Source organism: Niveibacterium sp. 24ML, from assembly GCF_026586805.1.
Taxonomy (GTDB): domain Bacteria; phylum Pseudomonadota; class Gammaproteobacteria; order Burkholderiales; family Rhodocyclaceae; genus Niveibacterium.
The window spans coordinates 243,147-259,251 of the sequence record NZ_JAPFHA010000005.1 but is presented as its reverse complement, the minus strand read 5'-3'; the positions used below and the strand labels follow the sequence as shown (position 1 = coordinate 259,251).

The window sequence follows — 16,105 nt, the reverse complement described above, 5'->3', positions numbered from 1 at the left end:
CCCCAGAGTCGTCAAGAACCGAGCACACAAATTTCCGACGAAAAAAATGCCAGACAGCGGTTAACTGACTGGCATTGGCCCTTTGGGCGGCGTTATCTGCCTTGCGATGCGAGGTGTAGTCAGCGCAGGCGGCGGCGCGACATGGCGGCGATGACGCCCAGACCGGCGAGCAGCATGAGGTAGGTATCGCGGCCCTGCGACTCAGGCACCGTCGCGGCTGCGTTAGGGGTGGTGCGCGGCAGCGCCGGATCGGCAGAGCGCGTTGCAGCCAGCCACACCGCATCACCCAAGGCCTGCGCCTTGTCTGCGATCACGCTGATCGACTCACTGGGCTTCAAGGGGGAAAAGTCGGCCGCGTGAGCTGACACAGCGGACGCGGCGAGGAGAGCGGCAATCAGAAACGTGGGGGTCGTTTTCATGGTTTTGCTCCTGCTGGGGTTGGGGCAAGCTCCTCAACGCAGGAGCCGTGCCAGTTCGCGCACTGCGGCACCGAGCCTCGCCATCTCTTTGTTTTGTTGGGCTTTTTTGCGCTGCGCCAGCGCTCCAAGCACAAACGACGCAGGCGTGGCAGCATTCTCCACACCGCCAGATTGGTGCGACGCAGCAATCGCGCGCACGGAACTGGCGCAAGCGCCGCGACTGATCTTGCGCAAGGGGCCCTTGGCCCCAGACGACGATCTTTCACCTTTAGCCCTATCCATGCAGGATCGCGTTCCGATGAAAGTCAAAAAACGTCAACAGACCCCGGGCGAGGAGATAGCCAATTCGATGAGCCACGGGCTTGGGCTCGTTGGCGCCTTGATCGCGGCGCCGATTCTGATCACGGTGAGCGCACGCACCGGCACCACCGCCAACCTGGTGGGTGCAGTGGTGTTTGCGCTGTGCATGGTGCTGACCTATCTGAACTCGTCGCTCTACCACCTGATCCCGCAGGGTCCGCTCAAGCAGGTGTTCCGCAAGCTCGACCACGCGGCGATCTTCCTGCTGATTGCCGGCACCTACACGCCCTTCACGCTGGGCGTGCTCAACGGCACCCTGGGCTGGACCCTGTTCGGCCTGGTCTGGGGCATGGCGGCGCTGGGCCTGGTGCTGATGCAACTGGACCGGCTATCGAACCCCTGGGTCGCCAACGGGCTCTACCTTGCGATGGGTTGGCTGATCGTGATCGCAACCGTGCCAATGGTGGCGAACATGGAACGCGCCGGTTTGCTGCTGCTCTTGGCGGGCGGCCTGGCCTACAGCGGTGGCGTGGTTTTCTATGCGCTCGATGCGCGGATGCGCTACGGCCATTTCGTGTGGCACCTGTTCGTGCTGGCGGGTTCGACCTGCCACTTCTTCGCAGTGCTTTGGTACGCCGGCTAGGGCGGTTGCTCAGAGCTCGAATTCGAGCGAATCGAAGGGCCGCAGGCGGGTGCGCGCTTCATAGCCGAACACCCGCGCGGGGTTGATCGTCAGTTGCTGGAAGCGTTCGGCCGGCACCGTGCCGACCACCGCAAACTGCGACCGGGCCGTATCGCGCACCACCGGCTCCATGTAGTACTGCCCAGCCCGATTGTGGGTGGCGAACACCTTGGGTTCATTGGCGCGTTCGCCGCGCCGCATCACGAGGCCGACCTCACCGCTTGAGAGACGCACGCCGGTACCGGGCGGATAGATGCCCAATTCGCGTACCAGCGCCGCCACCAGCGGGTTGTCCGAGCCCCCATGGCCGATGAAGGTTTCGCGCAAGGCCTGGTCGGCCGAGAGCGCGGGCCGGCTTGCGCGTGGGCTGACCTTGGCGCCAAAAATGTCTGACAGGCGGATCACCTCGGCCAACTGCGCGGCCGAGCCGTGGCGCATGCGCGCGCTCATCGATTCAGGCGGCTGATGGTGCAGCGCCACCGCGCGCAACCAGTCCTGATCCTCAACCCCGGCCGATTCAAGCAGGCACAGCCCGCGCACCGGGTGCTGGTTGATCACTTCGCGTTGCGCGCCGGTCAGCGGCGAGGTCTGACTCGCCAGGCTGGTCTGCATCTGGCGCATGCCCACGTTCATGCTGAGGGCGGCTTGCAGCAGCTTTTCGCGCTGGTGTTGCGGCCATCCCAATCGCCGCGAGATCAGTTCGCTCAGCGTGGCGGCATGCACCGCATGCGCCACCGCGTAGTTGGTGCCGTGCCAGCGCATCATCTGGAACAGCGCGAGGTCGGCATCACGCTCGCACAAATCGCTCACCAGCGGCGCAATCTCGCGCATGCGCGCAACGAAGTCGGGCGTGCGTTCAAAGTCGTGCAGCAACTTGGACAGACGCCCTTCGGTGCGCTGCCAGACACCCACCGGATCCGCGATCGGCGTCTTGCGTTCGCGCTCCGGTCGCGCGGCTGCCGGCGCGTAGGCCGGCAAGGCGGTGTCGGCAACATAGGCGCCGCGCACGATCAGCTGGTCAATCTGCTCCGGCAACTGGATGCGGAAGCCGCGCCGCAATAACAAAGTGCCGCCCGCATCGAACACGTCCCAGGGCAGGGGTTCGTTCAGGTGCACCGCATTTCGGTTAAGGCGGATCGGGCGCATCAAAGCTTTGCTTCAACAAACGATGAAGGGGTTGAGCCGTTTATCGGCCGGATTGCGCCGGCACTTGAGCCTGCCCCGGAATATGCACCTCGCCGCCCCGCCTTTTGCGCCTTCAGCTTTCGCGCTGTCGGCGCATGGCGCGCACGAAGGAAACCAGCTTCTGCCGCACCGAGAGCGATTCGTCCGACAGCTCTTCGAGGAAGTCCGACAAACGCTTGGACTTGGCGACCGCAAACAGCGTCAGCGCGGTGGACGCACCGGTCACCAGCAGGAAGGCGGCCATCCGGTGAGTCAGGGGCGCATCGGCGGCCGCAATCAGGTTCATGCCAAGGAAGCCGGTCGCGATCGTGCCGATCAGGCCGAGGATGGTCACCACGGTGAGCCGCACCACGGTGTTGGACTGCCGGCGTGCGCTGTCGCTGTCGAGGTAGGCATTCATCTCCGCCACCTGTTGCCGCACCTGCGCGTAGAGCTCGTCGTTGCCAAGCTGGATCGAGGCACGGCGGAAGAGCGATTGCACCAGGCCGCGCTCTGAGATCTCCGGGAACCAGTAACGGTGGGTGAAGCCCAGAAACAGGGAGAAGATCGCCCGGATACGCCGTTTGAAGCGCCGCACGCTGTCGAGGCGGCGGATATCGAGCCCGCCGATCGCTGCCGCCAGCCGGTCTGAAAACACCAGCAAGGCGCCGCGATGGAAATGCGCAATCAGGAACAGCAGAAAGTACTGGTGGCGGAACTGCGCCAGCAAGCCGCGCTCGGCATCCTTGAAGTACTCGCAGCGCGCCTCGCCCACAACGATCAGTGACTGGCTCGAACTGAGGAAGCGGGTGTTGGGCCCCTCGTCGGTATCAGACCAGTAGCGATCGTCGCAGTAGCGCTGCTCGAACTCGATCACCGAGGGGTCGCGCCGCGGCAGCGGATCGCCCGGACGCATATGCCCGATCAGGCCCAGGTGCACGAAGTCCTCGCGCGACAGGGCACGCGGGTCGTCCAGCGCAAGGAAGGCCATGAAAGGCATGCGGTGGTATTCGATCTGCCGGTAGCGCAGTGGGCCATCCTCGCGCACATGGTCAGAGACCAGCGGTTGCAGCAGCCAGGCCCAGTGCAGCCCGACACACGGCGCGCGGTTGCGGCACACGAAGGCCAGGTAGCGCTCACGATCATCACTGTCCGAGCTGGCCAGCACCTTGCCCGCCTCGCCCAGCCACTCCGCACGGTACACGTTGTGCAGGCCACGCCCGTCCTCATCCCAGCCCGAGGGGTAGGCGCGCCCGAAGCGGTAAAGCAGCTCCTGCGCCGTGCTCAGCGGCAGCTCATCGGCATGCACTTCGACGTTGAGCAGCACCAGTTCCAGTTCAAGGAAGAAGTACAGGTCGACATGCGCTACCTGCAGTGACACCGGCGCATCGTCCTGCCCGATGGTGATGCGCAGGGTCTTGATGTCATCACGGCGGAAGACGCGCATCGGCGCCGCCGAGAGCGGGCCATCCGGCAGATCGTCGGCGCAGCGCGGGTCACCGTACAGAAAACGCTGCACATAGGGCAGGAAGGAAACAAATTCCTTGTAGTGCCGCTCGTGAAAGTCCTTCGGATCGTCGGTGAATTCGTCCGCCACGCGGCGCCACGGGTGCGGCCAGCGCGGATCGTCCAGGGCGCGCCAGGGCTTGCGGCCCACCAGATCACCTTCGGTCGATTCCAGTTGCAGCGGCCACAGCAGCACATGGCGGAAGTGGCGGACGATCTGCGGGGCGGCGGGGGTCGCTTGTGCCTGCGCCATCATGAGGCTCCGATGCCAGGGGTCGGGCGCACCAGCGCAAGGCCGATGCGGGAGCGCCTAGCATGCACCACTGGCGTGACGGCGTCGATCTGCCGCCCGCGGATCAGGTTTGCGCAGCCAGGCGTGCCTCGGCCTTGTCGAGCCACAGCGCGAAGGTATCGAGCAACTCGTCGCGGCTGAAGGCGCAGGCATCGCCGGCGAACAGGCGGCTCGATTCCAGCCGTGTCAGCAAGCCCTGCAGCACTTCATCAAAGCGCGGTGGCAGTTGCGCGCAGAGCGCTTGCGCGTCGCGCCGCCAGGCCAGCAGGAAGGTGTCGATCGCCAACGGGTCTTCGCGCAGCGCCGCCAGGGTTTGCTGCAGGGCGGCGGTAGACGGCGCGCTCACGGCGCCGGTTGCGGCGTGCGCCGCAATTCGCGCAGGTCGAACCCCAGTGCCACGGCCTTCTGCGTGATCGCGGCATAGGTGGCCTCCGGCATCTGCGGCGTGCGGGACAGCACCCACAGGTAGTCACGCCCCGGCGCGCCAACCAGAGCCCAACGGTAGTCCGGATCAAGCGCCAGAATCCAGTAGTCGCCCTCGAAGGGCCAGAAGAAGCTCACCTTGAGCTTGCCCGGCGCGACCACGCGCGCGCGGCCCTCGCTCTGCTTCCAGTCGCCGTCCAGAGTGTCCTTGCGGCAGCGGTTCTTCACGCCCAGCCGCCCGCCTTCGCCAAGCGTGTATTCGGCGGTGGTCGCCACACACCCGCGCTGGAAGAAGTTGGGCAAGGAGGCGATCTCGTACCACAGGCCGGCATAACGATGGATGTCCACCGTTTCAACCGTGGGCGGCGCATCCGCGGCCCGCACCAACGGTGCTGCCAGCGACAGCAGCGGGATCGAGAGCGCCAGGGCAAGGCGGCGAAGGCTGATCATGAGCGTTCCATCGGCAATTGAAGCCTGTGAGGCAACACGGCCGCCGCGAGGTTCCGCGCCGGCCCCATTCGCGGCCGCTCAGTTCGTCGGCCGATAAGCGCGGTTGTCTTGTTCCAGCTGCTGCAGGTAAGCCTTTTCGCGCTCAAGCTGGCGTTTGGCGGCCGCGGCCAGGCGCTCACGCTCGCGCCGGTCTTCCTGGCTTGCGCGTTCGGCGTCACGCCGGGCCTTTTCGGCGGCGCGGCGCTCCTCTTCCTGAGTGCGGCTCTGGCTGTACTCAAGATTGCGCGATATGTAGTCCGCCTCGCGCCGGGCCTGCTCCAGTTCGCGTTGCCGCTCGCGCTCGGCGCGTTCGGCCGCATCGCGATCGCGCCGCGCCTGCCACTCTGCCTCGCGCGCTTCGCGTTCGAGGCGCTCGCGCTCCAGGTCGGCCGGCGAACGCGCTGGCCCGTCGCTCTGCTCGCGCTCCATCCGCTCGACTGCTTCGCGTTGACGCGCCGCCTGGTCGTCCGGCGACCCCACCACGGTGCCAAGGCGGAACCACCAGCCGGCTGGGAGGATCAGCAACAGCACCAGGGCCCAGATCCACCAGCGCCCGCGGTTCGGGTTTTGCGATGCGCGGGCCGTACCGGCATACGCGGCAATGACGTCGTCAGGGTTGATCGGCGCCCGCGCCGCGGCAGGCCGCGCCATCTCGGTCAGCGGCGGCGGCGCGGTCTTGAGCGAGGCGTCGTACACCGCGCGGCGGTTCTCGTCGCTCAGCACGTACCAGGCTTCGCGGGCCGCAACCAGCCGGATCGCAAGGTCTTCAGCGTTCTCCGGGCGCGCGCGCTCGGGCGCACACTCTTCGACGATGCGGTCGTAGGCCGCGCGGATCGCCACCGGCCCGGCCGACTCCGATACACCCAGCACGTTGTAGAGCGTTTTCTTCATATCAGGAATCTTAGCTGCAGTCGCTCGTTGGACAACGGACTGATTCTGCACAAAGGGGGCGCCGCGCGCAGCCGCTCACATCAAGCGGGCTCGTCGCCACGCACTCAATCCTCATCGACCGACGTTCCGCTTTCCTCGCGCCATTGCCTGCGCTGCTCTGCCTCTTCCTGCTCACGGCGTTCGCGCGCGGCCTCGCGGGCCGCCATGTTGAGGTCGGACTGGCGGCGCGCTTCCTCAAACTCAAGCGCCTGCGCTTCGTCGCGGCGCTGCATCTCGGCGCGTGCATCGGCCTCGGCCCGATTCGCCCCGCTTGCGCCGGCAGGGCCCATCTGCGCGCGCATCTCGGCCTCCATCGCACGTTGCTGCGCTTTGATGGCGCGCGACTGGCCTTCGGACGCCGACATGAAAGCCTGTGTGCGGCAACTCGACCACACGAGGGCAATCATCGAGAGGCAGGTGATCAGGATCAGCAGTCGCCCGATGCGCCAGTCCAGCAAGGGGCGGCTGGCGCCGGTGATCGGCGATGGCGCCGCGAAGGCTTCGGCGGGCAGGCTGCTGTCGTAGGCCGCGCGCGAAGCCGGATTGCCCAGCACCGCCCACGCGGCATTGATCTCGTTGAGGTGGGTGGCGGCCGAGCCAGCGATGCCGCCTTCGCGTTCAAGCGGATCGGCCAGCCGTTGCCAGGCGGCACACAGCTCCGCTTCGCTGGCGCCGGGGTGAGACTGAAGTACGTCGTACAGGGTGCGCGGCATGATGGCAGGATTGGGACAGGCAGGGCTGCCGCAATTCTACCGGCGCCGCCGCGCGCGCCGTGTTGCAGTGTGCAAAAGCCGCCCCGCGGCGGGGCGGCATCCGGGCGCTACTTGCCGGCGCTCACTTCGAGGCCGTTTTCCACCCGCTTCACGCCGTCGAGGCTGGCAACGAGCGCCATCGCGCGGGACACGCTGGCTTCGTCGCGCAGCTCACCGCGAAGGGTGACAACGCCTGCAGCGGCATCGACGGCAATGCGCGACTCGGCCAGGCCGGGGTCCGCCTTGAGGGCCGCACTGACCTGGTCGCGAAGCTGCGCATCCTTCGCGCTGGGCGCGCTGATCGTCGCGTCGTTGGCGGCCGTTTCGGCCGCCTGCAGCACGGTGGTGAGCCCGAGGGCGATGGCTGAGGTGGCCATCAGCGTGGCAATCGGTTTTGCGTAGTGCATGAAGAACTCCTTTGCTTGGGGTAAACAGCTGCAGCGCAAGGCGCCGCAAGCCCCTATCGCAATGGCCATGCCACCTTGCCGAACGCCCCCGCCTGCAAGGCCTTTGACCCCAAGCGCGGGCATCCAGGGCGCCGCTGAAGCCACGCAAGGTCGCGTCAGCACGACGCTACCACCGGCGAAGCGGGCGAGCGGCCGCCACGCCGGCCGTTTGCCGCGTCGGGCACGCGCGACGCCTCAGGCAGTGGTGCGGAACATCGCGGGCGTCAGTTCATGCCGCTGCAGCAGGCGGTAGAACTCGGTGCGGTTGCGGTCGGCCAGCCGCGCGGCGTCCGACACGTTGCCGTCGGTCAGCTTGAGCAATTGGGTGAGGTAGTTGCGCTCGAAACGCTGCTTGGCCTCGGCGTAGGTCAGGGCCTCCATGCTGCGCACGCGCAAGGCGCGCTGCACCAGCGATGCAGGAATCAGCGGCGCGGTCGCCAGCGCGCTGACTTGCTCGACCACGTTGTAGAGCTGCCGCACATTGCCCGGCCACGCGGCGGTGGCGAGCGCCTCCATCGCTTCCGGCGCGAACCCACTCAGCGCCTTGCGGTACTTGGTCGCCAACTGGCGCAGGAACTGCGCGGCCAGCAGCGGGATGTCCTCACGCCGGTCGGCCAGCGGCGGCAGCAGCAGCGAGACCACGTTAAGGCGGTAGAACAGGTCTTCGCGGAACTGGCCTTCGGCCATTGCGGTATCCAGGTTGCGGTGTGTCGCCGAGACGATACGCACGTCGATCGGCACCGAGCGGGTGGCCCCGACCGGGCGCACCGCGCGTTCCTGCAGCACGCGCAGCAGCTTGACCTGCAGCGCCGGCGGCATGTCGCCGATCTCGTCGAGGAACAGGGTGCCGCCGTCGGCCGCCTGGAAAAGGCCGTTGTGGGTGGCGATGGCGCCAGAGAACGCGCCTTTGACATGGCCAAAGAGTTCGGATTCGAGCAACTGTTCCGGTATCGCGCCGCAGTTGATCGCAATGAACGGCGCCGCCGCACGCGGGCTGGCGCGGTGGATTGCGCGGGCGAGCAGTTCCTTGCCGGTGCCGCTTTCGCCGCGGATCAGGATGCTGGCGTCCGATGCGGCCACCATGCGCGCCTCTTCCAGCACTTCGGCCATCCGGTTGCTGCGGCTGACGATTTCGGCACGCCAGCTCGCGTCGCTCTGGCCCGGCCCCGCTTCCGAGGCTGCGCCCAGGGACAGGGCTTGCGCCACCTTCTCCAGCAGAACGCGGCTCTCGAAGGGCTTGGTCAGGTAGCCAAAGATGCCGCGCGACATCGCATCGACCGCATCCGGGATGGTGCCGTGCGCGGTCAGCAGGATCACCGGCAGGGAAGGGTGGCTGCGCTGGATGTCACCGAACAGCGCAAGGCCGTCGCGGTCGGGGAGGCGCACGTCGCTGATCACCAGATCGGGCCGTTCCACCGAGAGGCGCGCGAGCGCGGCTTCGGCCGAGACCGCGGTGGTGACACGGTAGCCGTTGGCCGACAGGCGCATCGAGAGCAGGCGCAGCAGATCGGTATCGTCGTCGACCAGCAGCAGGTTCGCCACGCGCGTCGTTTCATGGGGCTGGGTAAGGGCTCGCAGGCTCATCGCGCCGTCTCCTTGCGGGTGCCCGGACGCGCCGGGCGGGTGGGCAGGCTGCGCTCGATTTCGGCGAGCGCGTCCAGTTTGTCTTGCAGCGCATCGGCGCGCCGCTGGGCATCGCGCGCGCTTGCACTGGCCCGCTCGGCGGCCGCATCGGCGCGCTGGCGGGCGTTGTATTGCTCATGCAGCAGGCGTGCCAGCGGGTGCAACTGCTGGGCCTGCGGCGCATCGCTGCGCAGCACGCTCTCCAGCAGGGCCATCGCGCGCGGCAGATCGGCATTGTTCGGGCCACCCAGTTGCAGCGCCAATTGCACTTGCTGCAAGGGGGTTTGCGGGCGAGCAGGCGCCTGTGGCCCACCCGGTTTCTGGCTGGCGGCGTGAAACGCCAGCGCGGTGCGGGTCGGGTTGTCGTCAACCGGCTGCGCGCGCGGCGGCAAGTCGGGCTGCGCGGGCTGCACCGCGCAGCCTTGCAGCACCGCGGCCAGTCCGGCCAGGGCGATCAGCCGCCTGAGGAAGGTCTGCATCAGTGAGCGAGACGGATGCAGCGCAAGACGCGGCGCGCGCAGCGACCAAGACATAGCTGATGGATAGGCGCGGAGGTGAGCACGCCGTAACGCAGCGATGCGCCGTCGCAGCCACTTGTTCAGCCCTTCCCTAAGCTTCATGGGGCAACTCCACCCTGAAGTGCGCGCCACTGCCGCTGGGTAGCAGGGCAATGCGGCCGCCGTGTGCGTTGACCATTTCGCGCACGATGGAAAGGCCGATCCCGCTGCCGCCGCGAGCGCCATCGGGTTGCCGGCTGCCCTGGTAGAAGGGGTCGAAGATCCGCGCCCGGTCGGCGTGCGCAACCCCCGGCCCCTCGTCGATGCAATCGACACTCACGCCCTGTTCGCTGCGGGTGAGTACGAAGCGCACCGTGCCGCCCTGCGGGCTGAAGCGCACCGCGTTGGAAAGCAGGTTGCCAAACACGATGGCCAGTTTCTCGGCATCGGCAACAATGCTCAGATCGGCGCCCTCATGCGCCACGCTGACCGCGCGCGCCTGGCATTGCAGGGCCTGTTCGCGGATCACGCGATCAAGCACGTCACGCAGGGACACGCGGCCACAATCAAGCCGGCGCGCATCGAAGGCCGCGGCGTTGTAGCCCAGCAGCGCTTCGATCCGGCTTTGCAGCACATTGCTGCTTTCGGCAAGGATCTTCACCACCTCCACCTGGTCGGCATGCAGCGGCCCGACCACGCCGTCTTCAAGCAGGGCGATGCCTTCGTGGAGCGAGGCGAGCGGCGTCTTCAACTCGTGCGAGACATGGCGCAGCACGCGCTGGCGATCGGCCTCCAGATCCGCGAGGCGCTGGCGCAGCCAGTCGAGCCGCCGGCCCACCCGGCGCAAGTCCGCCGGGCCACGGATGTCCACTGGCGAATCGAAACGGTTGGCGCCGAGGTCTTCGATGCTGCGCTCAAGGCGCCCCAGCGGGCGCACCAGCCAGACGCCGAAGATCAGCGCCAGTACGACACTGCCGGCAACCGCCGCCGTCACCTGCAAGCCCAGGCGCGCGCGGTTGGCATCAAGCGCCGCCAGCAGCGCCTGGTTTTTATGCTCCAGCGCCTGTTGCGATGCCAGTGCCAGGCGTTCATTCACCCGCCCCAGATTCGCCAGCGCTTCAAGCAGGGGGCCGAGGGCCGAATTGCCCAACTCTGCCTCAACCGCCGCAGCGGCGCCCAGCCAGTCGGCAACGCGGTCACCAAGCTGGGGGCGCAGCGGCGCGAGCGCGCTGCTGGCCTCGTCACGGGCGATGACGAAGCGTTCGCGTAGGGCGGCATCGTTGAGCACGCGGTACTGGCGTGCGCTGCGCTCCATATCGACCGTACGCTCCCCCACCAGCTGGATCGCCGAGGTGAGCTGCACCGCATGGGCGGCGGCATCGCGGCTTTCGGCCGCAAACACTTCGAGCATCTGCACGCCACGCCATGCCGTACTGCCGAGCAAAAACGCGATCAGCAGAAAGGCGATCAGGAGCACCTGGCGAAAAGAGACGCGTGGCATCAAGGCGGGAATCCGGGGCCGGCACAACCGCTTGCGCAGCCATGCCAATGGAATTGGCAGGACGCGATCAGACCATGCGGCGAAAGACTTGAACAGGGGGCAACCGTCCGTCGCCGCTGCACGACACTCCGGCAAGGCAGGAGTGCAGGCAAATCAAGGCGCCGCCATACATTCACTGTCGCAAACCCCCGACACTTCCAGCGCACTGACAGCCGGATCAAAACCGCAGAAAACCCAGCCGGAACGCCGCAGAAATGCGCTTGGCATGATTAGTGCGAAAGCCGGTTCATCTGCGCCGCGCGCGCATCCATGACAAGCAGGAGACCCCCGACATGAGCGCCAAACCGAGCATCCTCGATCAGCACCGCGAATCGCGCAGCATTCGCCGCATCCCGCCCGCCACGCCGGCGCCCGCGGCGGCCGATCAGTTCAAGACCACGCCCTTCCCCGCCACCAGCAGCGTCCCAGCGGCCGACAACCGGCTCATCGTCGGGCCACGCGTGCGCTTGAGCGGCGCCAAGATTCTTGACTGCGACAGCCTGCGCATCGAAGGCGAGGTGGATGCGACGATCGACGCCCGCGTGCTTGAAATCGCCGCCGGCGGCTTGTTCAACGGTTGCGCGCGCGTCGATAACGCCGACATCAGCGGCCGCTTCGACGGCGACCTGCAGGTAACGGGCCGCCTCAAGCTGCGCGCGGGTGCACAGGTGCACGGCAAAGTGCGCTACGGCAGCCTGGTGGTTGAAGCCGACGCCACGCTCAGTGGCGATGTGGCGCCGGTGAGCGTGCCCGACAACGCGATTGCGCTTGATCGCAGCGAACGAGCAGCCCAGGTGGGTTCGATCACCGCCCTGCTGGCCTGAAGCGCCGCCGCAAAAACGACCGAAATTGTCGTTGCGCGGATCGCGGCTGCCCGCCGCGCTACCTATGCTGGTTGCACCTTCTCAAAAAGCAGGTGCAACCCATGACGACCACCACCCTTGGCGTCAAACTCGATGATGCGGCCCGTGAGCGAATCCGCCACGCGGCCGCAGCAATCGACCGCACACCGCACTGGCTGATCAAACAGGCCATCTTTCATTACCTCGATGCGCTTGAGCGCGGCGAGCGCCCGCGCGAGTTTGCCGCTGCCGGCACGCCGGCCGAGGCCGCGGCCATCGAGCCTACCCATGCAAGCCCGCCGCAGCCCTTTCTGGATCTGGCGCTGGGCGTCCAGGCCCAGAGCGACTTGCGCGCGGCCATCACCGCCGCTTACCGCCGGCCCGAGCCCGAAGCCCTGGCGATGCTGTTGCCGCTGGCACGGCAATCGGCCGACAAGAGCGATGCCAGTCGCGCACTCGCGAGCCAGCTGGTCGAAGCCTTGCGCGCCAAGGGCAACGGCGGCGGCCCCGGTGGCATCAAGGCGGGCCTGGTGCAAGGCCTGCTGCACGAGTTCGAACTCTCAAGCCAGGAAGGCGTCGCGCTGATGTGCCTGGCCGAGGCACTGTTGCGCATTCCCGACCGCGCCACGCGCGATGCGCTGATCCGCGACAAGGTCGGCCGTGGCGACTGGGCCGCACACCTGGGGCAGTCGGCCTCGCTGTTTGTGAATGCCGCCACCTGGGGCCTCTTGATCACCGGCAAGCTGGTGGGCACCCAGTCCGAAGCCGGGCTGAGCACGGCGCTCTCTAAGCTGATCGCCAAGAGCGGCGAGCCGGTGGTACGCAAGGGCGTGGACATGGCGATGCGCCTGATGGGCGAGCAGTTCGTCACCGGCGAAACCATCGCGCAAGCGCTTGAGAACGCGCGCAGCCATGAGGCAAAAGGCTTCCGCTACTCCTACGACATGCTGGGCGAGGCCGCGCTGACCGCCGCCGACGCCGAGCGCTACTACGCTGCCTACGAGCAGGCGATCCACGCGATCGGCCGCGCGGCCGCCGGGCGCGGCATCTACGAAGGGCCGGGCATCTCGGTCAAGCTTTCTGCGCTGCACCCGCGCTATTCGCGCGCCCAGCGCGAGCGGGTGATGGACGAGCTTTACCCGCAACTGGCCGCGCTGACCCAGCTCGCGCGGCACTACGACATCGGCCTGAACATCGACGCGGAAGAGGCCGACCGCCTGGAGCTATCGCTCGACCTGCTCGAACGCCTGTGCTTCGAGCCCGCGCTGGCCGGCTGGAACGGCGTCGGCTTCGTCATCCAGGCCTACCAGAAGCGCGCGCCGCATGTGGTCGACTTTGTCGTCGACCTGGCGCGCCGCAGCCGCCGCCGATTGATGGTCCGCCTGGTCAAGGGCGCCTACTGGGACAGCGAAATCAAGCGCGCACAGGTCGACGGACTCGAAGGCTACCCGGTGTGGACGCGCAAGCTGCACACCGATGTGGCCTACCTGGCCTGCGCCCGCAAGCTGCTCGACGCGCCCGAGGCGATCTACCCGCAGTTCGCTACCCACAACGCTTACACCGTGGCAGCGATCTACAACATGGCGGGGCTCAACTACTACGCCGGCCAGTACGAATTCCAGTGCCTGCACGGCATGGGCGAGCCGCTCTACGACGAAGTGGTAGGCGCGCAACGGCTCGGCCGGCCCTGCCGGGTGTACGCCCCGGTGGGCTCGCACGAAACCCTGCTGCCCTACCTGGTGCGGCGCCTGCTGGAAAACGGCGCCAACAGTTCATTCGTGAACAAGATCGGCAACCTGAACGTGCCGATCGCCGAACTGGTGGGCGACCCGGCGCTCGAAGCGGCCGCCCAGGCGGTGATTGGCGCCCCCCACCCGGCGATACCGCTGCCACGGGCACTGTTCGGCACCGAGCGCATCAATTCAAGCGGGCTCGATCTTTCCAACGAGCACCGCCTGGCTTCAGTCTCCGCAGGGCTGCTCGCGGCGCAGCAGCACCACTGGATCGCAGCGCCGGTGCTGGCAGACGGCCTGCGCCAGGGGGTCTCCGCGCCGATCGTGAACCCGGCGGATACGCGCGAGCAGGTCGGCAAGGTGATCGAGGCAACACCGCAAACGGTGCATGACGCCCTCGCCCATGCCTTCAAGGCACAGCCGGTATGGCAATCAACGCCCGCCGCCGAACGCGCCGCGGTGCTCGAACGCGCGGCGGATCGCTTCGAAGCCGAACGCCATGCGCTCTACGCGCTGGCGATCCGCGAAGCCGGCAAATCGCTGCCCAACGCGGTCGGCGAGGTACGCGAAGCGGTGGACTTCCTGCGCTACTACGCAGCGCAGATCCGCACGCAAGCGCCCGGCAGCCCGATCGGGCCGGTGGTCTGCATCAGCCCGTGGAACTTCCCGCTCGCCATCTTCAGCGGGCAAATCGCCGCCGCGCTGGCCGCCGGCAACGTGGTGATCGCCAAGCCCGCCGAGCAGACCCCGCTGATCGCCGCCCTCGCCACGCGCCTGTTGATCGAATCGGGCCTGCCGCCCGGTGCGCTGCAACTGTTGCCCGGCCGCGGCGAAACCGTTGGCGCCGCACTGGTGGCCGACGCGCTGGTGCATGGCGTGATGTTCACCGGCTCCACCGAAGTCGCGCGCCTGATCGCCCGGCAATTGGCCGGACGCCTGCTGCCCGACGGCAGCCCGCTACCCTTGGTGGCAGAAACCGGCGGCCAGAACGCGATGATCGTCGACTCCTCCGCCCTGCTCGAACAGGTGGTCAATGATGCGATCGCCTCGGCCTTCGATTCGGCCGGTCAACGCTGCTCGGCACTGAGGGTGCTGTGCCTGCAGGACGAGATCGCCGACCGCGCGATCGAAATGCTGCAAGGAGCCATGGCCGAGTTGCACATCGGGCAGCCGGACCGTCTCGTCACCGATGTCGGCCCGGTCATCGACGCGGCAGCGCGCGACGGTATCGAAGCGCACATCAGCGCGATGCGCGCGCGTGGCCTCAGGGTGCATCAGACGCCATTGCCCGAGGCCTGCCGGCACGGCCACTTCGTCGCCCCGACGCTGATCGAGATCGACACCCTGGCCCAGCTTGGGCGTGAAGTCTTCGGCCCGGTGCTGCATGTGCTGCGCTATCGCCGCGAGGCCCTGCCTGCCCTGCTTGAGGCGATCCACGCCGGCGGCTACGGCCTCACGATGGGCCTGCACACCCGCATCGACGAAACCATCGGTTACGTCACGACCCATGCGAAGGTCGGCAACCTGTATGTGAACCGCAACGTGATCGGCGCCGTCGTCGGCGTGCAGCCCTTCGGCGGCGAAGGCCTTTCGGGCACCGGGCCCAAGGCGGGCGGGCCGCTGAGCCTGAGCCGGCTGACGCTCGGCGGCGCCCAGTGCCTGCCCGCGGCCAGCCCGGCACAGACCGGCCAACAAGCGCGCGGCGCGCTGACACCACTGGAAGCGCACTGCGCACGCCTGCACGCGGCGGCGCGGGACCACCTGGGCCTGCTAGCCAGATGGTGTGCCGAGGGCTCGGCCGATCAGGCCATCGCGCTTGGTCTGGGGATCGATCCACCGGCGGGCCGCCTGCAAGCCCTGCCCGGCCCCACCGGCGAAGCCAACCTCTACGCACTGCTGCCGCGCGGCAGCGTGCTGTGCATCGCCGACGCCGCGCACGCGCTGCTGCCGCAACTGGCCGCCTGCATCGCCACCGGCAACCGCGCCGTGCTTGAAGACCGCGACGACCTGCGCGCGCGCTTCGCCAGCCTGCCCCCCGCCGTGGCTGAACGGATCGAGTGGTCCGCCAACTTCGCGTCCGCACCCGCCGACGCCGCCCTGTTCGCCGGCCACGCCGACCGCCTGCGCGAATGCCAGCGCAAACTCGCGCAGCGCGAAGGCGCACTGCTCACCTGCACCGTCGGCGACGGCAGTGGCCACTACCCGCTCGAACGCCTGCTCGCCGAGCGCGTGGTCTCGCTCAACATCTCGGCCGCCGGGGGCAATGCGTCTTTGATGATGATTGGCTGAAGCCTCGCTCAGCCGCCGCGGAAGGTCTGCCGCCAGGCACTCGGTGATACGCCGAAGGCGCGGCGGCTCATCAACGCGCGCGGCGAGGCTGTCGAGCGAAAGGGGTTGGTCGAGATGCGCGCGCACCCTGTCCAGCAGATCGGCCAGGCGTGAATCACGCGGGTGCGGCGGCGGTGCG

General features: G+C 67.7%; 14 protein-coding genes. 3 read left to right on the top strand and 11 right to left on the bottom strand.

All coding sequences use genetic code 11. The features are described from left to right. Nucleotides 1–119 precede the first annotated feature (119 nt). Complete coding sequence (locus tag OPU71_RS06755) at nt 120–419, bottom strand: hypothetical protein (protein ID WP_267726461.1); 300 nt, start codon at nt 417–419, stop codon at nt 120–122. Nucleotides 420–717: 298 nt separating this feature from the next. Here OPU71_RS06755 and trhA point away from each other — a divergent pair, with 298 nt between their 5' ends. Beyond that, nucleotides 718–1,362 (top strand): PAQR family membrane homeostasis protein TrhA, encoded by a 645-nt coding sequence (gene trhA, locus OPU71_RS06750; protein WP_267726459.1) that lies wholly within the window; start codon nt 718–720, stop codon nt 1,360–1,362. Nucleotides 1,363–1,371: 9 nt separating this feature from the next. Here trhA and OPU71_RS06745 read toward each other — a convergent pair whose 3' ends face one another. The 10 genes from OPU71_RS06745 to OPU71_RS06700 form a co-directional block, all read right to left on the bottom strand. Next, entirely contained in the window at nt 1,372–2,547 is a 1,176-nt protein-coding gene (locus OPU71_RS06745) for an HD-GYP domain-containing protein (RefSeq protein WP_267726457.1), read from the bottom strand. Nucleotides 2,548–2,659: 112 nt separating this feature from the next. Further along, entirely contained in the window at nt 2,660–4,324 is a 1,665-nt protein-coding gene (locus tag OPU71_RS06740; RefSeq protein WP_267726455.1) for a hypothetical protein, read from the bottom strand. A gap of 103 nt (nt 4,325–4,427) precedes the next feature. After that, entirely contained in the window at nt 4,428–4,709 is a 282-nt protein-coding gene (locus tag OPU71_RS06735; RefSeq protein ID WP_267726453.1) for a hypothetical protein, read from the bottom strand. Beyond that, nucleotides 4,706–5,236 (bottom strand): lipocalin family protein, encoded by a 531-nt coding sequence (locus OPU71_RS06730; protein WP_267726451.1) that lies wholly within the window; start codon nt 5,234–5,236, stop codon nt 4,706–4,708. The genes OPU71_RS06735 and OPU71_RS06730 overlap by 4 nt, the downstream gene beginning before the upstream one ends. Nucleotides 5,237–5,314: 78 nt before the next feature. Continuing rightward, nucleotides 5,315–6,166 (bottom strand): DnaJ domain-containing protein, encoded by an 852-nt coding sequence (locus tag OPU71_RS06725; RefSeq protein ID WP_267726449.1) that lies wholly within the window; start codon nt 6,164–6,166, stop codon nt 5,315–5,317. A gap of 104 nt (nt 6,167–6,270) precedes the next feature. After that, nucleotides 6,271–6,918, bottom strand: a complete 648-nt coding sequence (locus OPU71_RS06720) for a hypothetical protein (protein WP_267726446.1) — start codon at nt 6,916–6,918, stop codon at nt 6,271–6,273. A 107-nt stretch (nt 6,919–7,025) separates the two neighbouring features. Next, on the bottom strand, nt 7,026–7,364 hold the full coding sequence (locus OPU71_RS06715) for a BON domain-containing protein (RefSeq protein WP_267726445.1): 339 nt from the start codon (nt 7,362–7,364) through the stop codon (nt 7,026–7,028). A gap of 234 nt (nt 7,365–7,598) precedes the next feature. Continuing rightward, on the bottom strand, nt 7,599–8,987 hold the full coding sequence (locus OPU71_RS06710; RefSeq protein WP_267726443.1) for a sigma 54-interacting transcriptional regulator: 1,389 nt from the start codon (nt 8,985–8,987) through the stop codon (nt 7,599–7,601). Then, nucleotides 8,984–9,646: a hypothetical protein gene (locus tag OPU71_RS06705; RefSeq protein ID WP_267726441.1), complete on the bottom strand. Its 663-nt coding sequence runs from the start codon at nt 9,644–9,646 to the stop codon at nt 8,984–8,986. Before OPU71_RS06705 ends, OPU71_RS06710 begins: the two co-directional genes overlap by 4 nt. Next, nucleotides 9,636–11,024, bottom strand: coding sequence for a sensor histidine kinase (locus tag OPU71_RS06700; RefSeq protein ID WP_267726439.1), 1,389 nt, complete (start codon nt 11,022–11,024; stop codon nt 9,636–9,638). The genes OPU71_RS06705 and OPU71_RS06700 overlap by 11 nt, the downstream gene beginning before the upstream one ends. 332 nt (nt 11,025–11,356) lie before the next feature. On the opposite strand from OPU71_RS06700, the gene OPU71_RS06695 reads away from it, so the two are divergent. Further along, nucleotides 11,357–11,887, top strand: a complete 531-nt coding sequence (locus OPU71_RS06695; RefSeq protein WP_267726437.1) for a bactofilin family protein — start codon at nt 11,357–11,359, stop codon at nt 11,885–11,887. A gap of 101 nt (nt 11,888–11,988) precedes the next feature. After that, nucleotides 11,989–15,927: a trifunctional transcriptional regulator/proline dehydrogenase/L-glutamate gamma-semialdehyde dehydrogenase gene (gene putA / locus OPU71_RS06690; protein ID WP_267726434.1), complete on the top strand. Its 3,939-nt coding sequence runs from the start codon at nt 11,989–11,991 to the stop codon at nt 15,925–15,927. Nucleotides 15,928–16,105: the final 178 nt, after the last annotated feature.